General features: G+C 69.2%; 22 protein-coding genes. 8 read left to right on the forward strand and 14 right to left on the reverse strand.

What is annotated here, in order from left to right:
• Nucleotides 1–71: 71 nt before the first annotated feature.
• The 5 genes from pstC to phoB all read left to right on the forward strand — a co-directional run bounded on the left by pstC (nucleotide 72) and on the right by phoB (nucleotide 4,495).
• Nucleotides 72–1,049: a phosphate ABC transporter permease subunit PstC gene (gene pstC, locus AAHG03_RS06185; protein WP_342149519.1), complete on the forward strand. Its 978-nt coding sequence runs from the start codon at nucleotides 72–74 to the stop codon at nucleotides 1,047–1,049.
• A gap of 25 nt (nucleotides 1,050–1,074) precedes the next feature.
• Nucleotides 1,075–1,968, forward strand: a complete 894-nt coding sequence (gene pstA / locus AAHG03_RS06190) for a phosphate ABC transporter permease PstA (RefSeq protein ID WP_342149520.1) — start codon at nucleotides 1,075–1,077, stop codon at nucleotides 1,966–1,968.
• A 46-nt stretch (nucleotides 1,969–2,014) separates the two neighbouring features.
• Complete coding sequence (gene pstB / locus AAHG03_RS06195) at nucleotides 2,015–2,830, forward strand: phosphate ABC transporter ATP-binding protein PstB (protein WP_342149522.1); 816 nt, start codon at nucleotides 2,015–2,017, stop codon at nucleotides 2,828–2,830.
• A gap of 67 nt (nucleotides 2,831–2,897) precedes the next feature.
• Nucleotides 2,898–3,611, forward strand: a complete 714-nt coding sequence (gene phoU, locus AAHG03_RS06200; RefSeq protein WP_342149524.1) for a phosphate signaling complex protein PhoU — start codon at nucleotides 2,898–2,900, stop codon at nucleotides 3,609–3,611.
• 179 nt (nucleotides 3,612–3,790) lie between these two features.
• The gene (gene phoB, locus AAHG03_RS06205; RefSeq protein WP_342149525.1) at nucleotides 3,791–4,495 is read left to right on the forward strand and encodes a phosphate regulon transcriptional regulator PhoB; all 705 of its coding nucleotides are present in this window, start codon (nucleotides 3,791–3,793) and stop codon (nucleotides 4,493–4,495) included.
• A 161-nt stretch (nucleotides 4,496–4,656) separates the two neighbouring features.
• On the opposite strand, the gene AAHG03_RS06210 is transcribed toward phoB, so the two are convergent.
• The gene (locus AAHG03_RS06210; RefSeq protein WP_342149527.1) at nucleotides 4,657–6,135 is read right to left on the reverse strand and encodes a carbohydrate porin; all 1,479 of its coding nucleotides are present in this window, start codon (nucleotides 6,133–6,135) and stop codon (nucleotides 4,657–4,659) included.
• 75 nt (nucleotides 6,136–6,210) lie between these two features.
• Nucleotides 6,211–6,609, reverse strand: coding sequence for an MAPEG family protein (locus AAHG03_RS06215; protein ID WP_342149529.1), 399 nt, complete (start codon nucleotides 6,607–6,609; stop codon nucleotides 6,211–6,213).
• Between the two features lie 212 nt (nucleotides 6,610–6,821).
• On the opposite strand from AAHG03_RS06215, the gene AAHG03_RS06220 reads away from it, so the two are divergent.
• Together AAHG03_RS06220 and AAHG03_RS06225 are read left to right on the forward strand one after the other, a co-directional pair.
• Complete coding sequence (locus AAHG03_RS06220; protein ID WP_342149531.1) at nucleotides 6,822–7,721, forward strand: ParA family protein; 900 nt, start codon at nucleotides 6,822–6,824, stop codon at nucleotides 7,719–7,721.
• Complete coding sequence (locus tag AAHG03_RS06225; RefSeq protein WP_342149532.1) at nucleotides 7,711–8,241, forward strand: hypothetical protein; 531 nt, start codon at nucleotides 7,711–7,713, stop codon at nucleotides 8,239–8,241. Before AAHG03_RS06220 ends, AAHG03_RS06225 begins: the two co-directional genes overlap by 11 nt.
• Nucleotides 8,242–8,481: 240 nt before the next feature.
• Here the strand turns inward: AAHG03_RS06225 and AAHG03_RS06230 are convergent, their stop codons facing one another.
• The gene (locus tag AAHG03_RS06230) at nucleotides 8,482–9,345 is read right to left on the reverse strand and encodes an outer membrane protein (protein ID WP_342149534.1); all 864 of its coding nucleotides are present in this window, start codon (nucleotides 9,343–9,345) and stop codon (nucleotides 8,482–8,484) included.
• A gap of 318 nt (nucleotides 9,346–9,663) precedes the next feature.
• Here AAHG03_RS06230 and pyk point away from each other — a divergent pair, with 318 nt between their 5' ends.
• Nucleotides 9,664–11,100 (forward strand): pyruvate kinase, encoded by a 1,437-nt coding sequence (pyk, locus tag AAHG03_RS06235; RefSeq protein WP_342149535.1) that lies wholly within the window; start codon nucleotides 9,664–9,666, stop codon nucleotides 11,098–11,100.
• 185 nt (nucleotides 11,101–11,285) lie between these two features.
• Here pyk and AAHG03_RS06240 read toward each other — a convergent pair whose 3' ends face one another.
• From AAHG03_RS06240 to AAHG03_RS06290, 11 genes are all read right to left on the reverse strand, one after another.
• On the reverse strand, nucleotides 11,286–12,281 hold the full coding sequence (locus AAHG03_RS06240; RefSeq protein WP_342149537.1) for an alpha/beta fold hydrolase: 996 nt from the start codon (nucleotides 12,279–12,281) through the stop codon (nucleotides 11,286–11,288).
• A gap of 7 nt (nucleotides 12,282–12,288) precedes the next feature.
• Nucleotides 12,289–12,894, reverse strand: a complete 606-nt coding sequence (locus AAHG03_RS06245; RefSeq protein WP_342149538.1) for a hypothetical protein — start codon at nucleotides 12,892–12,894, stop codon at nucleotides 12,289–12,291.
• Nucleotides 12,895–13,126: 232 nt separating this feature from the next.
• Nucleotides 13,127–13,252, reverse strand: coding sequence for a type B 50S ribosomal protein L36 (gene ykgO / locus AAHG03_RS06250; RefSeq protein WP_003601867.1), 126 nt, complete (start codon nucleotides 13,250–13,252; stop codon nucleotides 13,127–13,129).
• Nucleotides 13,253–13,411: 159 nt separating this feature from the next.
• Nucleotides 13,412–14,758 carry an HlyD family type I secretion periplasmic adaptor subunit gene (locus tag AAHG03_RS06255; protein ID WP_342149540.1) on the reverse strand — a complete coding sequence of 449 codons (1,347 nt, stop codon included), beginning with the start codon at nucleotides 14,756–14,758 and terminating at the stop codon, nucleotides 13,412–13,414.
• Nucleotides 14,758–16,509, reverse strand: a complete 1,752-nt coding sequence (locus AAHG03_RS06260; RefSeq protein WP_342149542.1) for a type I secretion system permease/ATPase — start codon at nucleotides 16,507–16,509, stop codon at nucleotides 14,758–14,760. Before AAHG03_RS06260 ends, AAHG03_RS06255 begins: the two co-directional genes overlap by 1 nt.
• Nucleotides 16,510–17,023: 514 nt before the next feature.
• Nucleotides 17,024–18,133: a photosynthetic reaction center cytochrome PufC gene (gene pufC, locus AAHG03_RS06265; protein WP_342149544.1), complete on the reverse strand. Its 1,110-nt coding sequence runs from the start codon at nucleotides 18,131–18,133 to the stop codon at nucleotides 17,024–17,026.
• Entirely contained in the window at nucleotides 18,130–19,107 is a 978-nt protein-coding gene (gene pufM / locus AAHG03_RS06270) for a photosynthetic reaction center subunit M (protein ID WP_342149546.1), read from the reverse strand. The genes pufC and pufM overlap by 4 nt, the downstream gene beginning before the upstream one ends.
• 123 nt (nucleotides 19,108–19,230) lie before the next feature.
• On the reverse strand, nucleotides 19,231–20,055 hold the full coding sequence (pufL, locus tag AAHG03_RS06275; RefSeq protein WP_342149548.1) for a photosynthetic reaction center subunit L: 825 nt from the start codon (nucleotides 20,053–20,055) through the stop codon (nucleotides 19,231–19,233).
• 78 nt (nucleotides 20,056–20,133) lie between these two features.
• Nucleotides 20,134–20,322, reverse strand: coding sequence for a light-harvesting antenna LH1, alpha subunit (pufA, locus tag AAHG03_RS06280; RefSeq protein ID WP_056242949.1), 189 nt, complete (start codon nucleotides 20,320–20,322; stop codon nucleotides 20,134–20,136).
• Nucleotides 20,323–20,332: 10 nt separating this feature from the next.
• The gene (pufB, locus tag AAHG03_RS06285) at nucleotides 20,333–20,566 is read right to left on the reverse strand and encodes a light-harvesting antenna LH1, beta subunit (RefSeq protein WP_342149549.1); all 234 of its coding nucleotides are present in this window, start codon (nucleotides 20,564–20,566) and stop codon (nucleotides 20,333–20,335) included.
• Between the two features lie 129 nt (nucleotides 20,567–20,695).
• Nucleotides 20,696–20,920, reverse strand: a complete 225-nt coding sequence (locus AAHG03_RS06290; protein WP_342149551.1) for a hypothetical protein — start codon at nucleotides 20,918–20,920, stop codon at nucleotides 20,696–20,698.
• Between the last annotated feature and the right edge of the window lie 10 nt (nucleotides 20,921–20,930).

The raw sequence follows: 20,930 nt of genomic DNA on the forward strand, positions 1-20,930 counted from the left end.
CCCCTTTTCGCACCGGCTCGCCTCGCGCCTGCGACCGCGCTAAACGCCACGCACTCGATGAGCATTCGCGGATGACCGCCTTGACCCATTCCGTCGCCCTGGCCCGCGAGAGCGGCGTGGCCGCCCGCATCGCCCCGAGCAAGACCGGCGACCGCCTGTTCCAGGGGCTGTCCTACGCCTCGGCGCTGCTGGTCCTGCTGGTGCTCGCCGGCATCCTCGGCTCCATCGTCTACGGAGCGTGGCCGGCCTTTGCCGAATTCGGCTTCGGCTTCCTCACCTCCTCGGCCTGGAACATCGGCACCGAGCAGTACGGTGCGCTGCCGGCCGTGATCGGCACAGTCGCCGCGGCGCTGCTGGCGCTCCTCATCGGCGTGCCGATCTCGCTCGGCATCGCGGTCTACCTCACGCAGCTCTGCCCCGGCTGGGCCCGCAAGCCGGTGGCCATGACGATCGAGCTGCTCGCCTCGGTGCCGAGCATCATCTACGGCATGTGGGGCCTGTTCGTGTTCGCCCCCCTCTTCGCCCGCTTCGTGCAGGTGCCGGTGTCGAACCTCGTCGAGGGCATGCCGATCGTCGGCACCGTCCTCTACGCCCGCATCCCCTCGGGCGTCGGCGTGCTGACGGCCGGCATCATCCTGGCCATCATGATCGTGCCCTTCGTGGCCTCGATCACCCGCGACATGCTCGACCAGATCCCGACCGTGCTGCGCGAGAGCGCCTACGGCATCGGCTGCACCACCTGGGAGGTGGTGCGCCACGTCCTCGTGCCGCAGGCCTCCGTCTCGATCATCGGCGCGATCATGCTGGGTCTCGGCCGCGCGCTCGGCGAGACCATGGCGGTGACCTTCGTCATCGGCAACGCCAACCGGCTCTCCGCCTCGATCTTCGATCCGGGCTCGACCATCGCCTCGCGCATCGCCAACGAATTCAACGAGGCCGACGGCCTGCAGCTCTCCTCGCTGATGGCGCTGGGCTGCCTGCTCTTCATCATCACCTTCATCGTGCTGATCATCGCGCGCCTGCTGGTGCGGCGCTCGAAGGTCGCCTGAGCCTCCAACCGGGACGAGCGCCACCATGGACGCCACCAACCCCCTCGCGACCACGGCTCACGCGCCCCGCGCCAGCCGCGTGCGATCGAGCCGCCGGGTCTCCGACCGCATCCTGATCGTGGCGAGCACGCTCGCCACCCTGCTCGGCGTGATCGTGCTCGGCTCGATCCTGCTCATGCTCATCGTTGAGGGCGTGAAGGGCTTCACCCCGGCCCTGTTCACGGCGCCGACCCCCGGCCCCGGCTCGGAAGGCGGCGGCATCGCCAACGCCATCCTGGGCAGCCTCGTGATGACCTTCATCGGCATCGTCATCGCGACGCCCATCGGGCTGATGGCCGGCACGTTCCTGGCCGAATACGGCAAGACCTCGAAGATCGCCGACGTCATCCGCTTCCTCAACGACGTGCTGCTTTCGGCGCCCTCGATCCTGATCGGCCTGTTCGTCTACACCCTGATGGTGCGGCCGATGGGGACCTATTCCGGCTGGGCCGGCGCGGTGGCGCTCGCCATCATCGCCGTGCCGGTGATCGTGCGCACCACCGAGGACATGCTGCGCCTCGTGCCGAGCCCGATGCGCGAGGCCGGCGCGGCGCTCGGCGCCCCCCGCTCCCTGGTGATCCGCGCGATCACGTGGCGGGCGGCGTCGGCCGGTATCGTCACCGGCATCATCCTGGCGCTGGCCCGCATCGCCGGCGAGACCGCGCCGCTGCTCTTCACCGCGCTCAACAACAACTCGTGGTTCAACGCCAACCTGTTCGGCGGCGTGCCCAACCTCCCGGTGATGATCTACCAGTTCGCGCTCTCGCCCTACCCCAACTGGCAGAGCCTCGCCTGGGCCGGCGCGCTCCTCATCACCGTCACCATCCTGGCCCTCTCGGTGACGGCCCGCTTCGTGATCAAGGAACAGCGGCAGCGCTGATCTGCGCCGCCCGCGTCCCGACCTCCTACCCGACGAGAGACCTCCGATGAGCGCCTCCCCCGCGATCCGCAGCCAGCTCGACGGCCGCAACCCGGCCGACCACGCCGCGCCGATCCGCATCGCCTGCAAGGACCTGAACTTCTATTACGGCCAGTTCCACGGCCTGAAGAACATCAACCTCGACTTCCGCGACCGTCAGGTCACCGCGCTGATCGGCCCCTCGGGCTGCGGCAAGTCCACCCTGCTGCGCACCTTCAACCGCATCTACAGCCTCTATCCCGAGCAGCGCGCGGAAGGGCAGATCCTGCTCGACGGCCAGAACGTGCTCGACCCGAAAATCGATCTCAACGAGCTGCGCTCGCGGGTCGGCATGGTGTTCCAGAAGCCGACGCCGTTCCCGATGTCGATCTACGACAACGTTGCCTTCGGCCTGCGCCTCTACGAGAAGCTGCCCAAGGCCGAGCTGGACGTCCGCGTCGAGGAGTCCCTGCGCAAGGCCGCCCTGTGGGACGAGGTGAAGGACAAGCTCAAGCAGTCCGGCATGGGCCTGTCCGGCGGCCAGCAGCAGCGTCTCTGCATCGCCCGCACCGTGGCCCAGCGCCCGGAGGTCATCCTGTTCGACGAGCCGACCTCGGCGCTGGACCCGATCTCCACCGGCCGCATCGAGGAGCTGATCGAGCAGCTGCGCTCCGAGTTCACGATCGTCATCGTGACCCACAACATGCAGCAGGCCGCCCGCATCTCGCAGTTCACCGCGTTCATGTATCTCGGCGAGCTGATCGAGTTCGACGCGACCTCGAAGATCTTCATGAACCCGGCCAAGCGCCAGACCCAGGACTACATCACCGGCCGCTTCGGCTGATCCGTCCCCACTTCGTGTCGTGACGCGTTCGTCGCGACGGATCGGCTCCACCGGAGAGTTCGAGATCATGCCCGAGCATATCGTTTCCTCCTACGACAACGACCTCGAGAACCTGCGCCGCTCCATCGCCGAGATGGGCGGCGTCGCGGAGAAGATGCTGGCGGAAGCCACCGAGGCGCTGGTGCGCCGCGACACCACTTTGGCCCAGGCCGTCATCGTCGCCGACAAGCGCCTCGACACGCTCCAGCGCGAGATCGAGGAGCGCTCGGTGCTGCTCATCGCCCGGCGCCAGCCGCTCGCCATCGACCTGCGCGAGACCATTTCCGGCATCCGCGTCGCGGGCGACCTCGAGCGGATCGGCGATCTCGCCAAGAACATCGCCAAGCGCGTCGTCGCGATCAGCGATCAGGCCCAGCCGCAGAAGATCGTGCTCGGCGTGCAACACATGAGCGACCTCGTGCAAGAGCAGCTCAAGAACGTGCTCGACGCCTATGCCAGCCGCGACACGGCCGCCGCCCACGACGTGTGGGAGCGGGACGGCGCCATCGACGCGCTCTACAACTCGCTGTTCCGCGAACTCCTGACCTATATGATGGAGGACCCGCGCAACATCTCGTTCTGCACGCACCTGCTGTTCTGTGCCAAGAACGTCGAGCGCATCGGCGACCACACCACCAACGTCGCCGAGACGATCCAGTATCTCGCCACCGGCGAGGTGCCGACGACCGAGCGCCCGAAGAACGACGCCTCGAACTACGCCACCGTCCAGCCGGGCGCCTGAGTAGACTTGAACCTGCCTGGTCTTCGCGCGACCCGTGTATCGGCGCGCGCGGGGGCCGACGTGAGACGCTGTTTGCAGGGTAGACTTGGCGCGCGGGACTGGATTCCCGCGCGCGCCTCGGTCACCGTTGCGGTGATCGGAGAGGTTCTCGGCAAACCATGCGAATGGGACAACGTTCGATGACGAGCGCGCGCATCCTGATCGTCGAGGACGAGGAATCGCTGACCATGCTGCTGCGCTACAACCTCGAAGCCGAGGGCTTCGTGGTGGACGTGGCGGTCCGCGGCGACGAGGCGGACCTTCGCCTGCACGAGACCACCCCCGACCTCGTCCTGCTTGACTGGATGGTGCCCGGCCTCTCGGGAATCGAGCTGTGCCGCCGCATCCGCGCCCGCCGCGAGACCGAGCGGCTGCCGGTGATCATGCTGACCGCCCGTGGCGAGGAGGCCGACCGGGTCCGCGGCCTCTCGACGGGGGCCGACGACTACGTGGTCAAGCCGTTCTCGGTGCCGGAGCTTCTGGCCCGCGTGCGCTCGCTCCTGCGCCGCTCCAAGCCCGCTCATGTGGCCGACATGCTGACCGCGGGCGACATCGAGCTCGACCGGGTGAGCCACCGCATCCGCCGCCAGGGCCGCGAGATCCATCTCGGGCCGACCGAGTTCAAGCTGCTCGAATACCTGATGCAGAGCCCCGGCCGCGTCTTCTCCCGCGAGCAACTGCTCGACGGCGTGTGGGGCCACGACGTCTACATCGACGAGCGCACCGTCGACGTCCATGTCGGCCGCCTGCGCAAGGCCATCAACCGCCCCCGCCAGAGCGACCCGATCCGCACCGTGCGGGGTTCGGGGTATTCGTTCGACGAGATGTTCGCGGTCGCCGATTAGTTTTTTGCAAGTATCCTCCCACCCAACCCCCTCATCCTGAGGTGCGAAGCGTAGCGTAGCCTCGAAGGAGGGCTCCAGGAATCGCGCGCGAACTGGAGCCCTCCTTCGAGGCCGCTGCGCGGCACCTCAGGATGAGGGGGATGGGTGGGACGAGCGGACGCTCAATAGTTCACCGTCGCCCGCAACCCGATCACCGTCGCATTGCGGATGCGCCGCCCGCTGGCATCCGGCAAACCACCGCCGGGGCGCATCACGTATTGCAGGTCCGGCTGGAGCGTGAAGCCCGGCACGATCTCGGCCTGATAGGTCGCCTCGATTACCGTCTCGCTGCTGCGGATCGGGCCCGTCCCGGTGCCGAGGATGACGGCGTCGCGGTCGAAGCCGCGGGCAGCCGGGGAAATGCGCGAGTGGATCACGCCGAGGCCCGCGGTGTCGTTGGGGCGCCCCGGGATCAGCCCCTTGTAGGCCACGCCGGCATCCACGTAGAGGTCGATCAGGTTGCGGTCTCCGGGCACCGCTGACAGCCGGACGAAGGCCGAAGCGCCCTCCCCCGGCGCGCCGGGCTCGTTGAAGATCGTCTGGTCGAGGATGGCGTAGACGCCGCTGTCGCCGCGAAAGCGCCGGGCGATGCCGCTGGCCTCGGGGTCGGCGAGCAGCCGCCCCTGCACGCTGTCGAGCCGCGGGCTGTCGAAGCGGCCGAAATGATGCCACGCGCCGAGCGTCGCCGTGCCGGGCAGGCCCGTGGTGCCGGGCAGCGACGGGTAGGCGTAGGCCGCCTCGCCGATCAGCAGCGCCGGATCGTTGACGCGGAAATCCGTGCCGTGGCGGTTGCGTCGCTGCGGATCGGTGCCGTCGTCGACGCGTGGCGTGCCGGCCGGGTCGCCGTTGAAGATCGCGGCTTGGAACGAAAGGGCGTCGGTCGGCACGTATTTCATCCGGATCGCCGGGGTGGCGAGCGGATAGATCGGCCCACCGCTCGGCATCACCACGGCGCCGACATTCGGCCAGCCGAAGCCGGCGTTCAAAAAGACCACGCCCGACTGGGCGATGGCGAACTCGGTGTCGGCCGAGACCTGCCCGACCTTGATCGAGAGTTTTCCGTCCCAAAAACTCTGTTCGACCCACAGCTCGAACAACCGCGTGGAGGGCAGCGCCTCGATGCCGCTGACCGTCGTGAGGTTGTTTACGAAGGAGCGGGACATCCCGTGGCCGTGGATCTGGAAGAAGTCGGTGTGGAACCGCGCCCCCTCCCAGCCCATGAAGCCGTCGAGATCGATGTCGAGCGCCGTGTCGAGGCGTCCCCCGTAGGTCGCGCCGCGCCGGAGGCCGCCGGACACGTCGGCGAGGCCTTCGCCGATATAGGTGAGCACGTAGGTGATGCCGCGCTGCGCGAGGTAGGCCCGCAGGCCGAACGGGTCGCCGTAGGGGCCGAGCGCGGATTCGATCGAGCCCCTGTTGGTGACCGAGACCTGATCCGAGGTGCGCGATTGCGCCACCGCGGTCTGCGGATCGCCGCCGGCGCCCGTGAGCGGCAGCAGGAAATCCTGCGCGGCCGCGGGGCCGGAGGCGAGCGCGGTCGCGAGTGCGGCGAGCCGCCCCCATTGTCTCGCGGCGTCCCGCCACCGAGCCTCGCGTTTCACTCTCAACGATTGTCGCCCGGCGATCCGTCCCCCATCAAGCAGAAGCGGATGACAGAGCCGAGACCATCCAAAGAATCAGCCGGCGCGGAGCAACAGGAGAATCGCGGTGATCGTCATCACGGCGATCGTCGCGATGATGCCGCCGCCGCGGCAGGCGAACTGGCGCGGGGTGTTGGCGACGGCGAACATGCCGATCGGGTGCAGGATGCGGGCGATCACCAGCACGATCAGCAGGCCCTGCACCCATGCGCGCGAGCCGCCGCCGGCCTCGTAGAGGGCGATCAGCAGGAGCGTGAACGGCACGAACTCGCTGAAATTGCCGTGCGAGCGGATGCGCCGCTGCAATCCGTCCTTCCCGCCGTCGCCGAACAGCACGTTGCTGGTGACCCGCCCGCCGATCACCCAGGCCGACAGGCCGGCATAGATCAGGCCGAGCAGGCCGGCATAGAAGGCGGTGGTGGCCGGGAAGATCACAGGCGCTCGTCTCCGTCGTTGGGGCATCGCACCAATCGGTCCCGGCCCCGCTTGTTCCGGCGCCCGCGCGGACGTGAACGGCTCCGTTTCATGCCCTGTGGATTGTCCCCGTGCGCTCGCGCGTCCGCATCGCTGGGGAAAGGCGAAGCCTGACATAAGTCTGTTGCGCTTCGCGCCGATGTCGGTGCCGGGCGCTGCAAGGAGGACTCGGGTTGAGCGGCAAGCTGATCGCGGTCGCCAACATGAAGGGCGGCGTCGGCAAGACGACGACGGTCGTCATGCTGGCCGAGGCGCTCGCCGCCGACGGGGCGCGGGTGCTCGTGGTCGATCTCGATCCGCAGGCCTCGGTCTCGGTCTGCCTCGCGGGCGACGACCTGCTCGCGCAGATGATCTCCCGCGGGCGGACGCTGGAGGCCTATCTCGCCCTCAAGCTGATCACCCGGCACAAGCCGGATCTCCGCGCCCGCATCCAGCCCGGCGTCAGCCTGACGACGCACAAGAACCGGCCGCTCGAACTCGCGCTGCTGCCGTCCGGCCCGCATCTGCGCCTCGTCGAGCGCGAGATTCTGTACGAGCTGACCGAGCGGAAGTTCTCGATGAGCGACATCGAGGGCCGGCTGTGGACGCTGTTCCAGGACGAGTTCGCGCCGCTCGCGCAGGCTTACGACTACGTGTTCTTCGATTGCGCGCCGGGCATCTCGCCGATGACCGAGGTCGCGGTGCGCGCCGCCGACCTCGTGCTCGTCACCTCGATCCCCGACTTCCTCTCGACCTACGGCCTCAACGCCTTCGTCGAGACGATCTGGCGGCGCAGCGGACGCAAGGACGGGCACATCGCGCCGCGCAGCGCGCCCCACGTGCTCGTCACCCGCTATCAGGCGCAGGTGCGCCAGCACCAGCAGACGCTGGCCCGCCTCGTCGCCGAGGCCGCAGCAGCGGATGCCGGCTTCCATCTGCTCGACACCCGCATCCCCCAGGCGGCGGCGCTGGCCGACGCCCTCGTCCCGGTCGGCGGCGCCCCGCCGACCTTCTCGGCCAAGTACGGCGCGCACGTGCCGAACGTGCTGATCCCCCTCGTCGCGGAAGTGAAGGACATCCTCCATGGCCCTTGATGTCGATGGATACGCGGTGCTGCAGGCCATCGCCGCCGCGCCAGAAGCCTTTCCCGACATCCGCGCCGAGATCCCGAAGGCCGCCCGCACCCTGGTGGTGCGCCAGCTAAAGGCGCGGGGCCTTAAGGCGCACGCCCTGCGCAACATCCGCGACGTGATCGGCACCGAGGCCTTCGCCCTGATCGCCGACGGCATGACCGACGCCGAGGTGAAGGCGGTGGTCGCCCGCCTCGACCCGCACCACCCGACCCTGAAGCAGGCGACCCCCGGCTGGCTCCGCCGCCGCCTCGCCGCGCTGGCCGCGGGCGAGGCCCCCTTACGCCGGGGCGAATCGGCCCCGCCGGAGCCCGCCGCCCCCGCCCCGCCCCGCGCGCTCGGCAGCCGCCCGTTCGCGGCCGTGTGGGACGGCGTCGATCACGACGCACCCGCCGCCTCGAAGGCGGAGAGGAAAGAGGCGAAGGCCGTGGCCAAGAAGGAGCGGAAGGAGCCCGAGAAGAAGAAGGGCAAGAAGAAGGAGTGAGCGGCGACCGCCCCTCATCCCACTCGATCCCCTCATCCTGAGGTGCTGCGCAGCAGCCTCGAAGGAGGGCTCCAGCGATCGCTGAGCGAACTGGATCCCTCCTTCGAGGCCTCCGCTTCGCTTCGGCACCTCAGGATGAGGGGGATTGTTCGGAAGCGCTAGGCTCGGAATCGTCGCCCCAAACGAAAACGGGCGCCCCGAGGGGCGCCCGCTCCATCTCGCCGGTGAGGCGAAATCCGATCAGTAGGCGCTGAACTTGTAGTTGAAGCCGGCGCGGATCAGGCTGCCCTCGGTGCCGAAGCGGGCGGCGTAGCCGTTGGTGCCGGCCGGGTTCAGGATGGCGATGGTGCGGCTGCCGAGATCGTAGCGGATGTACTCGGCCTTGATCGTCACGTCCGACTTGATGCCGAGTAGCTTGCCGAAAGCGAAGGTGTTCAGGAACGAGTCGGTCGGGATCGCGTACTCGATGCCGCCGCCGTAGTTGTAGCCGGTCTCGAACTGCTTGTCGTAGCCGCCGAGGAACTGCAGCGGCAGGCCGTTGGCCGGGGTGCCGAACAGCTGGGCGCCGTAGGCGACCTGACCGAAGGCGAGACCGCCGGTCCCGTAGACGAGGAACCGGTCGAAGGCGTAGCCGAGCTTGCCGTTGACGGTGCCGAGGTAGTCGAGGTTCTGGGTGTAGACGCTGGCGTTCGAACCGCCCTGGGCCGGGTTGAAGGCGCCGCCGAAGCCGGTGTTCTTGTGCAGGTCGGTCCAGGTGATGTCGAAGGCCGCGCCGATGACGAAGCCCGAGCCCGGCGTAACCTGCCAGTTGTAGCCCATGCCGCCGCCGATCTTCGAGAAGCCGTCGACTTCGCTCTTGAGCGTGGCGGGGCGGAAGTTGGCGTCCACGTTCGCCTGCGTCACCGCGGTGAGGCCGGTGGTGCGGATGTTCGGGTTGTCGGTGAAGGCGTAGCCGGTGTGCAGGCCGGCGTAGAAGCCCGTCCAAGTGAAGACCGGGACCGGCGTGAAGACCGGCGCCGGGGCGACGCGGCGCGGCAGGTCGGCGGCGAGCGCCGCGGTGGAGGCCAGAGCGGCGACGCCGCCGAGGAGAAGGGATCTGATCACGGAAGGGCCGCCTGAAAGAGCTGAATTCGTGAGCCGAAGGTAGCAGGACAATGGCCAAGCTGCCTATGGCAACGGAGCAACACGCAGCCGCCGCCTGCGGTCGCGAGGCCGTCTTTCGCGCCCTTTTCTTGAAACCTGCGCGGGAAGCCGGCGCGCCGCTGCCCGGAGCGCTGCGCTTGACCTATGTGGCGCGGGGATGCTTCTGGCCGGGCAAGCCCCCGTCCGGCCGCCGACCCTCCCATCCGTCGCGCGTCATCCGGGCCGTTCCCGCCTCGCGCTCCCGCGAACCGGCGGGTCCAGCGGGTCATGGAGGCTGGAATGAAGCGCTCGCGCCGCACCAAGATCGTCGCAACCCTGGGCCCGGCCTCCGAATCGCCGGAGATGATCGCCAAGCTGTTCCAGGCCGGCGCGGACGTGTTCCGCATCAACATGAGCCATCTCGACCGGGCCAAGCTGCCCGAGCGCATCGAGGTGATCCGCACGATCGAGCGCGAGGCCAAGCGCCCCATCGGCATCCTCGTCGATCTGCAAGGGCCCAAGCTCCGGCTCGGCACCTTCGTGGACACCGCCGCGGAACTGGAGAACGGCCAGAGCTTCGTGCTCGATTCGGACCCGACGCCGGGCGACGTCAACCGCTGCTACCTGCCCCACCCGGAGATCCTCTCGGCGCTGGAGCCGCAGCACGCGATCCTGATCGACGACGGCAAGCTGCGCCTGATCGTGACCGAGGTGAGCGAGGGCCGCGCGGTCACTCGCGTCGAGGTCGGCGGGCGCATCTCGAACCGCAAGGGCGTGTCGCTGCCCCACACCGTCGTGCCGCTGCCGGCGATGACCGAGAAGGACCGCGCCGACCTCGATGCCGGGCTGGCCGCGGGCGCCGACTGGATCGCGGTCTCCTTCGTGCAGCGCCCCGAGGACGTGGCCGAGGTGAAGAAGGTCGCCGCGGGTCGCGCCCTGGTGATGGCCAAGATCGAGAAGCCGCAGGCGCTCACGCGCCTCGACGAGATCATCGAGATCTCCGACGGCATCATGGTGGCCCGCGGCGATCTCGGCGTGGAGATGCCGCTGGAGCAGGTGCCCGGCGTGCAGAAGCGCATCACCCGCGGCGCCCGCCGGCTCGGCAAGCCCGTCGTCGTCGCGACGCAGATGCTCGAATCGATGATCACCGCCCCGGTGCCGACCCGCGCCGAGGTCTCGGACGTGGCCACCGCCGTCTACGAGGGCGCGGACGCCGTGATGCTCTCGGCCGAGAGCGCCGCGGGCGCCTTCCCGGTGGAGGCCATCGCCACGATGAGCCGCATCGCCGAGCAGGTGGAGCGCGACGCGCTCTACTGGTCGATCCTGACGGCGCAGCGCACCAACCCGGAGCGGACGGCCTCCGACGCCATTGCGGCGGCCGCCCACCAGATCGTCGAGGCGCTCGACCTGCGCGCCATCATGGCCTGGACTCATTCGGGCTCGACGGTGCAGCGCCTCGCCCGCTCGCGGCCGAACGCCAGCGTGATCGCCCTGACCCCGAAGCGCGAGACCGCGCGCCGCCTCACCATGGTGTGGGGCACGCACCCGATCGTCACGAAGGACGCGAGCGACATCGACGACATGGCCTTCCGCGCGGCGAAGTTCGCCGTGCGCGAGCGCTTCGCCGAACTCGGCGACCGGGTCATCGTCGTGGCCGGCGTGCCCTTCGGCATCCCGGGCGCCACCAACATGGTCCGCATCGCCTTCGTGACGCGCGAGCACGCCGACCAGGCGTAAGCCGGGACGGTCTCCCCTATCCACTCCCCTCATCCTGAGGTGGCGCCGCGCAGCGGCGCCCTCGAAGGAGGGCTCCAGGGATCGCGCGAGAACTGGAGCCCTCCTTCGAGGCTCAGCCTACGGCTGAGCACCTCAGGATGAGGGCGTGAGTGGGAGAGGCCGCTTCACCGCGTCCCGGCACATCCTCACGAACGCCCGGGCATCCGGGCGAGCAGTGCCTCCGTCTCCCGCACGATGGCGTCCGGGGCGGTGTAGGTGATCATATGGCCGGCCCCCGGCAGGGTGACGAGGCGGGTCTCCGGCACGGCCCGGCTCAGCGGCTCGGCCTGCTTCTCCGTCACCACGACCGGATCGCCGGCCCCCGAGACGATCACGGTCGGCACCCGGAGATCCCGATAGCGCGGCGCCTGTTCGGCCAAAGCCGCAGGCAGGCCGGCGAGGTCCTGGATGTTGGCGAGCGCCGCGCCCGGCCGCAGGATCAACGGCGCCCCGCTTTTTTCGACGTAATCCTCCACCGGTGGCTCGGGCCGGAAGACGCCCTTGGCGACACCGGGCAGGTAGTACATCCCGAGCGGCACCGCGACGGTGCGGGTCAGCAGCCACGTCACCGGCGGCTTCAGCGCGAGGCCGGCCCACCACGGCAGCGCGGTCGGCGGGAACGGCATCGCCACGGGTGCCAGCAGCACGAGGCCCGCCGCCTGCTCCGGCCGGTCGAGCGCCATGCGTAGAGCGAGCGCGCCGGACCACGAATGGCCCATGAGGATGGTGGGGCCGAGCCCGAGCCGATCGATGGCCTCGCCGAGCGCCCGCGCCTGGAAGGCCGGCGTCGCGGCGTTCGCCCCGGCGAGCCGGTCGCTGCCGCCGTAGCCGGGCCGGTCGAACGAGACGACGCGGAAGCCCGCCGCAGCGAGGCGGCGCCCGACGCCCTCCATCGGATCGTAGGCGTTGGCCGAGGCCCCGTGCAGCAGCACGACCGTACCCCGTGCGCCCTCGCGCGGCCCATCATCGAGATAGGCGATCTCACCGCCGGTGACGGCGACGCGGGTTCCGGCCGGCGGGTAGCGGGCCTCGACCCGCGCGGCGATCAGCAGGGTCGCCCCCGCGGCGGCGGCGAGTGCCGAAATGATCAGGCCGAGGGCGAGCGCGAGGAAGCCGGCGGCGAAGCGGAAGATGTCGGACACGGGCGCTTCAGAGGTCGCGGCCGTCCACGTCGGGGCGCAGCCGGTCGATCGCCTTCTTGAGGATTGCCCAGCGCGGATACAGCGCCTCCGCCCGGCGGAAGGCGTCCAGCGCCCGGCCCTTGTCGTCGGCGGCGAGGTAGAGCTTGCCGAGCGCGGCCCAGGCCTCGAAGTGGCGCGGCTCCAGAACCAGGGCGCGCTGAAGATCGGCGATGGCGCTCTGCGAATCGGACAGGCGGAAGAAAAGGGTGGCGCGCCGGCTCCAGCCCTCGGCCCAGTTCGGCTCCAGGGCGACGGCTCGGTCCATCAGTTCGACGGCGAGCGGCAACTCGTTGCCGGCCATGGCCTGGCGGGCGCGGTCGGAGAGGAGGTCGGCGGTGGCACTGCCGGAGCGGCCGAGGCGGCGCTCGATCAGGGTGGCGACGGCCTTCGATTCGGCCTCGTCGTCCGATTCCTTGAGCCGCTTGTAGAGGTCGTCGAGACTGACCGGCGGGGGCGCCTTGCGCTCCTTGTCCGCCTGCTCGCGCCCGCCCGGCTCGGGCGCCGGGGCGGCGATGGCACTCGTCCCCGCGAGCGCGAGGAGAAGCGTGAGAAGCGGGAGCGGGCGGCGCGGCATGAAGCCAGCATCCACCCGGTCACCGAGGGCGTCAACGCGCCCGCACGCCGCGGATGATCGCCCAAAGCGATCATCTTGTTTCCTTGTCGGCCTCAAGCGCCGGCGGCCGCATCCGCAGCCTTAAGGCTTCTCGCTCCGCTAGACGCCTCGGCAAAAGCCGAGGCCGCTCGAGCGGGGCGCTCTTCGCGCCCGGCCATGCGGCCCAATCGCTCGTTCCGAGCGATGGCCGGACTCAGCCCTGGCGGGCCTTGAAGCGCTTCTGGGTCTTGTTGATGACGTAGACCCGGCCCTTGCGGCGGACGAGCTGGTTGTCGCGGTGACGGCCGCGCAGGGACTTGAGGGAGTTGCGAATCTTCATCGGTCTCACGTCGGCGCGGATCGAGACCGGCCGCCTGTTGTCGGAAAGTGTTTATCGGAACGGAGCGCCGCGGACGGCACTCCGGCGATGGTGGTTCAGGACATCGCGGGAAGGCCGCCGCCTTACCAGACAACGGGCTTCGCAGGCAAGGTGTCGCGCTTACCGCTCGCGCCACGCCTTCGCCAGCTGATCGGTCAGCGGCTTCACCAGATAGGACAGCACCGAGCGCTCGCCGATCTGCGTGTAGGACTCGACCGGCATGCCGGGCACGAGGCGCAGGCCTTGGAGGTGGTTCTTCTCGTCGTCGGCGATGCGGATGCGGGCGGTGTAGAAGCTCATCCCGGTCTTCGGGTCGGTCGTCACGTCGGCCGAGACGCGCGCGACGACGCCGTCGATCTCGGGCGTGGTGCGCATGTTGAAGGCGGAGAAGCGCAGGTTCGCCTTCTGGCCGACGCGGACGTTGTCGATGTCCTGCGGCTGCACCCGCACCTCGACGAGGAGCTGGTCGGCCGCCGGCACGATCAGCATGGCCGGCTCGCTCGGCGTCACGAGGCCGCCGATGGTGTGCACGGTCATCTGGTGGACGTAGCCGTCCTGCGGCGCGCGCAGCTCGATGCGCTTGAGCTGGTCTTCCGCCGCGACGCGCTTCTCGCGCAGCTCCGACCACCGTCCGCGGATTTCGGCGAGATCCTTGCCGACCTCGGTGCGCATCTCCTGATCGATCTGGAAGATCTGCAGCTCGGTCTCGGCGATCTTGCCGCGGGCGGACGCCGTCGAGGCGATGAGCTGCCCGCGCTCACCCTCGATCCGGGCGGCGTCGCGCTCCAGCGCCGTGACGCGCGACAGCGGCACGAGGTTCTTGGAATAGAGCTCGCGCACGCCCTTCAGCTCCTGGCCGATCAGGACGATCTCGCGGTTCTTGGCGGCTGCCTGCTCGGTGAGGCCGGAAATTTCCTGGCGGAGCTGATCGATGCGCTCGCGCAGCTGCGCCTTCTGGCCCTCGCGGCCGGCGACGCGGGAGGCGAACAGGCGCGATTCGCCGTCGATGAGCCGGGCGACCGACGGGTCGGTGTCGATCCGCGAGACCAGTTCGTCGGGGAACGCGATGGTCTTGTGGCCGTCGCGCTCTGCCTCGTCGCGGGCGCGGCGCGCGGTGAGTTCGTCCATCGCCTTCAAGACGATGTCGAGATTGGCCCGCGTCTGGGTCTCGTCGAGGCGGATCAGCACGTCGCCCGCCGACACCTTCTGCCCCTCGCGCACGAGGAGCTGGCCGACGACGCCGCCGGTGGGGTGCTGCACCTTCTTGATGTCGGTCTCGACCACGAGCTGGCCCGGCGCGATCACGGCCGCCGAGACGTGGGTGAAGGTGGCCCAGCCGCCGATGCCGAAGACGAGGACGACGGCGAGCCCGAGGGTCACGGCGAGGTGGCGGCGGATCGAGCCGTGGGCGGTCGGCCGCGGCAGGGCGGGGGCGAGGCCCGTGAGGGGCGCGAGGCTCGTGGACATCAGGCGCTCTCCTGCCGGGCGTTGGCGACGGCTTGCGCGGCGGGCGGGGCCGAGACCGGGGCGGGAGCCGGGCGCAGCACGCGCTTGAGCACCTCGTCCTTCGGCCCGAAGGCCTGGGAGCGCCCGTCGGCCATCATCAGGATCAGATCGACGGCGGCGAGCGCGCTCGGGCGGTGGGCGACGACGACGCAGACGCCGCCGCGCTGGCGCACGCCGAGGATCGCCTGGGTCAGGGCGTTCTCGCCCTCACTGTCGAGGTTGGCGTTGGGCTCGTCGAGCACCACGAGGAACGGGTCGCGGTAGAGCGCGCGGGCAAGCCCGATGCGCTGGCGCTGGCCCGCCGAGAGCCCGGCCCCGCCCTCGCCGATGCGGCTGTCGTAGCCCTCCGGCAGGCGCAGGATCAGGTCGTGGACGCCCGCGGCGCGGGCCGCCGCGATGACGAGTTCCGAGGGCGGGTTCGGCTCGAACCGGGCGATGTTCTCGGCCACCGTGCCGGCGAACAGCTCCACCTCCTGGGGCAGGAAGCCGACATGCACGCCGAGATCGGTGCTCGACCACTGGTCCAGCGCCGCGCCGTCGATGCGGACCTTGCCGCGCACCGGCGGCCACACGCCGACCATGGCGCGCACCAGCGAGGATTTGCCCGAGGCGGAGGGGCCGATCACGCCGACGCCCTGGCCGGCCTTGAGGGTGAAGGTGACGTCCTGCACGACGATGCGGGCGGTGCCGGGCGGGGCGATGCTGACGCCCTCGACCGTGATCGCCTGACTCGGGGCCGGGAGCGCGTGCGGCTGGTCGGTGGCCGGCAGCTTGGCGAACAGCTCCGACAGGCGCCGCCAGCTCTGGCGGGCGGCGACGAAGCCCTTCCAGTTGGCGATGGCGAGTTCGGCCGGGGCCAGCGCGCGGGACACGAGGATCGAGCCGGCGATGATGATGCCGGGGGTGGCCTCGGCGTGGATCACCAGCCACGCGCCGAGCGCCAGCACGCCCGATTGCAGCGCCATGCGAAAGACCTTGGAGCCGGCGCCGAAGCCGCCGCCGACATCGGCCACGCTCTGGTGCGATTCCATGTAGTCGCGGTTGGACACGGCCCAGCGGGCGGCCAGCCGATCCTGCATGCCCATGGCGGCGAGCACCTCGGCGTTGCGACGGCCGGATTCGGCGAGCCCGTTGCGGCGCAGGCCGTGGCCGGTGGCGGCCTGGGTCGGCCCCTTGGTGGCCCGGTCGGTCAGGAAGGTGAGGCCGGCCAGGATCGCGGTACCGACGATGGCGGCGATGCCGATATAGGGATGGAACAGGAAGCAGATGCCGACATAGATCGGCATCCACGGCAGATCGAAGAAGGCCGACGGGCCGGAGCCCGACAGGAACGAGCGGATCTGGTCGAGATCGCGCAAGGGCAGCAGGCCGTCGCCCGGCACCGCGCCCTTGAGGGGCGCGCGCACGACAATGTCGAACACCCGGCCGCTGAGCGACTCGTCGAGCGCGGCGCCGATGCGCGCCAGGATGCGCGAGCGGATCGCCTCCAGCACGCCCTGGAAGCCGTAGAGCACCAGCGCCAGAACGCTGAGGCCGACCAGCGTCGGCACGCTCCGGCTCGGGATCACCCGGTCGTAGACCTCGAGCATGTAGAACGAGCCGGTGAGGTAGAGGATGTTGACGAGGCCGCTCATCACGGCGACGCCGATGAACGCCGCCTTGCACTGCCCCAGTGCCGCGGCGATCTCGTTCCTGTCGCGCCCTTTGCTCACCGCCCCGCCCCCCGATGTCCGGCGGCCAACCGTCCGCCGTTCCGGCCGGCTCCGTTCGGAGACTGCGACCGTCCTGCGTTCATAAGGCCAATCGTGTCCAAATTTAAGCGCCCGTTCAGCCTATTTCGCGCCGATACTGCGAAGCTGAAGTCAAAGCGAACGCGCCGCCCCGGCATTTTTCGAGAAGAGGAGTCGTAAAAATCAGTCGATCGCTGCGACGAGACGCGATTTCGTGGATTTCGATGCCGGTCGCGGCGGTTCATGCGCGTATTGACCCATGACGAACCGGCCGGCGCCCGCGCGTCTGTTGTCGCGAAGGGCGCGGACGGCGAACGAGGTCGGCGCGCCGCCCCAGCGGATCGCCGTGCGAGCCTTATGGCATCGATCGGTTTCGGAAAGATGGCGAAAGCGGCGCGTCCGCGGCACCCCGGATATCGGACGACGAAAAACCGCCAGCCCGATCGCTCGGGCCGGCGGCTTGGTCTCTCGGGATCGTTCGGGCTGCGCGGTCCCGCTATTGCGGGGGCGGGCTCGGCGCGGGTGCCGGGGCCGGCATCTCCCCGTCCTTGGCCGGGGCTGCACCGGCTTCCGCCGTCACCTGGGTCAGCTCCGGATAGGTCTCGACCACGTGGGCGCCGGCGAGCGGCTTGTTCTGGCCGTTGTGGCAGGTGGCGCAGTTGAGCTTCGGCGCGTCGCCGGTCGGACCGAGGCGGTTGGCCGGGAAGGTCGCGGTCAGCGGCTCGATGTAGTCACCGTTGAGGTCGCGCACCATCCGGATCGCGTGCCAAGCCAGAGTCCGCTGCGGCGTGCTCTGCGACCAGTCCGAGATCGCCCGGGTGTTGTGGCAGTAGGTGCAGTTGACGCCTAAAGCCGACGACATGTGGATCATCAGGCCGAAGGTCTTCTCCGCCGCTTGGATCGGCTTGCCCTTGGTCTCGGGCAGCGCCGTCGTGGCGTTGACGCGGATGACGTTGTTGTCGATGTCCTTCTTGCCGAAATATTCGGTCATGACATCGTACGGGAGCGAGGACAGGCCGACCGTGGCGGAGGCCATGTTCTGCCCGTTGTTGCGCGGGGTGAAGGCGGTCTTGTAGTTCGGGCCCGGGTTCTCGAACCAGATGTTCTTCGGCACCGGCTGTCCGCGGTGGCAGGTGTAGCAGTTCACCCCCGCTTCGCCGACATGCTTCTCCTTCCAGCTGGTGTTGATGTGCTGCACCATCTGGATCATGCGCCGGGCGACCTTCTTCTGGTAGAGGCTGTCGTCGGCCATGTTCTCGGTGTTGTGGCAGTAGGTGCAGCCCTGCTCCGGCGCCACCCATTCGGTCATGGAGGCCATGAGGCGGTTGAATTCCTCGACGCTGACGTCCTTGAGCACTTGGACGTTCTGGTAGACCGCGCCGGCCTTGTCCGTGCCCTGCTCGACCGGCTCGGCCGGAGCGGGGGCGACGTTGGCGGCCTTGAGCGCGGCCGCCCCCGCCTTGGTCTGGATCTGATCCATGCCCGTGCCGCGGAAGCCGTGCTGCTGGGCCAGGATCGGGGGCCTCGTCCAGCCGGCGGTGCCGAACTGGGCGATGGTGAGGAAGGCGGCGACGACGGCCGCCGCGACGAGGAGCAGGGTCTTCATGGCGTGCCCCCCGGTGCGCTGAGCGGATCGGTGATCGGTCCGAAGACCTGCGGGTAGGACGGCGCGACGCCGTGCTTGACCGCCCAGAGATACCAGTTGTCGACGACCGTGCCGGTGAGCAGGATGCCGATGCCGCCGGTGATCGTGGTGAGCACCGCGAACCACCACGCCCAGCGGTGGATCGATTCCATCGTGGCGTTGAAGCCCATGGTCCAGCGCCAGAACAGGGCGGCGCGTTCCGTCGCCGTGCCGCGATCGACGATCTGGTCGATCTCACGCTCCGCGCCGTAGCGGCTGGTCGCCAGGATGGTGGCGCCGTGCATGGCAAACAGCAGCGTCGATCCGTAGAGAAACGTGATCGAGAGCATGTGGAACGGGTTGTAGAACAGGTTGCCGTAGCGCAGCGAGAACGCGGCGGTCCAATCGAGGTGCGGGAAGATGCCGAAGGGCACCGCCTCGCTCCACGAGCCCATCATCAGCGGGCGGATGAAGCCGAGCACGAGGTAGAGCCAGATCGCCGCGGCGAAGGCCCAGGCGGTGTGCGAGCCGAGCCCCAGCGCCTTGGCGCGGCGGTACATGCGCACCCACCACAGCAGGATCGAGGCGGTGAGGAAGAAGCCGGCGATCAGCCACCATCCGCCCTCGTTGAGCGGCGGCAGCACCTTGAGGCCGTATTTCGGCAGCGGCGGCTCCAACGCCAGCCAGGGGAGCTGGCGCACGAACTGGATCGGGTCCCAGTTCACGGAGGCCAGCATGTTGAGGCCGATGATCTCGAAGGCGATCAGGCCGCAGGTCAGCGACAGCGTGAACAGGTAGCCGCCGTAGATCGGCCCGACCTGCGAATTGCCCATCAGGCCGAACAGGTAGCTGTTGAACGGCTTGCCGATGCGGTTGTCGACCGCGACCGGGATGCCGTGCTCGGGCTCGCGCGGGCGCACCTGCACCGCGGTGAAGATGTTCTGGTAGTAGGCCACGGGTTCTCCCTCCCTGGACCTACGGTCGCCCGAGGTGGACCCTCGTGCCCGTCGATCGATCGTTACCGGGGGTGCGGTCGGCGGAACGTGCCGCCGGCCGCTTGTGTGAGTGTCGGTGTCGGGTCAGCGCCAGATCGGCAGGTTGAGCCACCAGCCCCACCATTCGGGCCACCCTTGCGTCCAGAACGGCCCGCTGATGACGATGCAGACCGCGCTCCAGAAGCCCGCCGACAGCGCCAGGAACAGGCCGAGCCGGTGGATGCCGAGCGTGCCGATCGAGTAGCCGATCGTGTCGCGGAAGTAGGTGTCCTCGTGCTCCGGCGTCTTGACGACCTCGCCCTTCGGCGGGTTCGTCGAGGACAGGATCAGCGAGCCGTGCAGCGCCAGCGCGAAGGTCGTGGTGAAGAAGAAGCTCACCGCGAGCATGTGCGCCGGGTTATAGTGGAAGTGCAGGTACTGGTATCCGGTGTTCGACACCCAATCGAGGTGGCTGAGGATGCCGTAGGGGAAGCCGTAGCCCCAGGCGCCCATCAGGAACGGGCGGATCACCACCAGCGTCACGTAGGCGAAGATCGCCACCGAGAAGGCGAACGGCACGTGGTAGCCGATGCCGAGCTTGCGGCAGATCTCGACCTCGCGCAGGGCCCAGGACGAGAACGACCCGACCGCGCAGAAGGTGATGATCTGCCACAGGCCCCCCTCCTTCAGGGGCGCCAGCGCGAGACCGTATTTCAGGTCCGGCGGGGCGATGTTGATCTGCCAGATGTTCCACGTCGGGCCGATGGCCGCGCCGTAGATCACCAGCGCGGTGCCGAGCACCGTGAAGAACATTCCGGTGACCCCGAAGAAGCCGACGTAGAACGGCCCCAGCCAGAAGTCGAACAGGTCGCCGCCGAGCAAGGTGCCGCCGCGGACCCGGTATTTTCGCTCGAAACTCAGCATCGCCATGGGCCGGTTCCTCCCGGGGGGTCGGAGAGGGAATGCCGCGGGCGGGCCGGAACCGGCCCGCGGCGGGGTGTTCGCGCGTCAGCCCGGCATCGACGGGAGGACGAGGCTATGGGCGGCGGCCGCCTTGGCGTCCTTCGGGCCTTCCAGCCAGTTGAACCGGTCGGTGCTGAGCAGGATGAAGTGGATCAGCAGCGCCAGGATGAACAGGAAGGTGAAGAGCGCCACCAGCGTGCGGCGCGGATCGAACAGAAGCCAAACCTTGTGCATGCGATCCTCCTCAGCTGATCATCGAGACGAGGCCGTGGGCGGCCTGCTGCACGCCGTCGAGCATGGCGTAGCCCTTCGGTCCGGGAAGCCAGGGGCGCCACATCCACACGAGGATGTGGGCGACCACGGCGATCGCCGTGAAGATGATGAAGCTCGTCAGGAAGATCGCGTGGAACTCCTTGGCTTCCGGTTCCGTCAGCCCCGACAGGCTGCTCGGTCTTTCAGTGGTCATTCCGCTGGCCATCGATTGAACCTCCGCTGGTTGGGCCGCGCCCTCGAAGGGACGCAGCGGGTGACGCCGCAACTCGATGACAATCGCGGCGTAGGATCCCCCGTGACACCGCACGGAAGGTGAGTTCGCCTCAGGGCTGGGTCAGCCCATGAAGGCGAAGGGAATGGCCGAGACCGCCATGGCCTTGGCCTCGCCGAAGACGGAGCGGCGCATCACGGGCAGGCCGCGGCGCGTCGGGGCGCGCCCGGGGAGCACCCGCTGCGCCAGGGCGGCGGCGAGGAAGAACGGGTAGGTCGCCGCCAGGATGATCCGGAACTGGATCGCCTCGTTGTGCTGGCGCGACGGTGCGGTCAGGGAGCGTTGCATGGAGTGGCTC

The sequence above is a fragment of the Methylorubrum subtropicum genome (assembly GCF_038442325.1).
In the GTDB taxonomy this organism is placed as follows: domain Bacteria; phylum Pseudomonadota; class Alphaproteobacteria; order Rhizobiales; family Beijerinckiaceae; genus Methylobacterium; species Methylobacterium subtropicum.

Bases quoted from the DNA above. Each gene is read 5' to 3' on its own strand.
- pstC (WP_342149519.1), top strand. From the start codon at position 72: ATGACCGCCTTGACCCATTCCGTCGCCCTGGCCCGCGAGAGCGGCGTG.
- pstA (WP_342149520.1), top strand. From the start codon at position 1,075: ATGGACGCCACCAACCCCCTCGCGACCACGGCTCACGCGCCCCGCGCC.
- pstB (WP_342149522.1), top strand. From the start codon at position 2,015: ATGAGCGCCTCCCCCGCGATCCGCAGCCAGCTCGACGGCCGCAACCCG.
- phoU (WP_342149524.1), top strand. From the start codon at position 2,898: ATGCCCGAGCATATCGTTTCCTCCTACGACAACGACCTCGAGAACCTG.
- phoB (WP_342149525.1), top strand. From the start codon at position 3,791: ATGACGAGCGCGCGCATCCTGATCGTCGAGGACGAGGAATCGCTGACC.
- AAHG03_RS06225 (WP_342149532.1), top strand. From the start codon at position 7,711: ATGGCCCTTGATGTCGATGGATACGCGGTGCTGCAGGCCATCGCCGCC.
- pyk (WP_342149535.1), top strand. From the start codon at position 9,664: ATGAAGCGCTCGCGCCGCACCAAGATCGTCGCAACCCTGGGCCCGGCC.
- AAHG03_RS06245 (WP_342149538.1), bottom strand. From the start codon at position 12,894: ATGCCGCGCCGCCCGCTCCCGCTTCTCACGCTTCTCCTCGCGCTCGCG.
- ykgO (WP_003601867.1), bottom strand. From the start codon at position 13,252: ATGAAGATTCGCAACTCCCTCAAGTCCCTGCGCGGCCGTCACCGCGAC.
- AAHG03_RS06255 (WP_342149540.1), bottom strand. From the start codon at position 14,758: ATGTCCACGAGCCTCGCGCCCCTCACGGGCCTCGCCCCCGCCCTGCCG.
- pufC (WP_342149544.1), bottom strand. From the start codon at position 18,133: ATGAAGACCCTGCTCCTCGTCGCGGCGGCCGTCGTCGCCGCCTTCCTC.
- pufL (WP_342149548.1), bottom strand. From the start codon at position 20,055: ATGGCGATGCTGAGTTTCGAGCGAAAATACCGGGTCCGCGGCGGCACC.
- pufA (WP_056242949.1), bottom strand. From the start codon at position 20,322: ATGCACAAGGTTTGGCTTCTGTTCGATCCGCGCCGCACGCTGGTGGCG.
- pufB (WP_342149549.1), bottom strand. From the start codon at position 20,566: ATGGCCAGCGGAATGACCACTGAAAGACCGAGCAGCCTGTCGGGGCTG.
- AAHG03_RS06290 (WP_342149551.1), bottom strand. From the start codon at position 20,920: ATGCAACGCTCCCTGACCGCACCGTCGCGCCAGCACAACGAGGCGATC.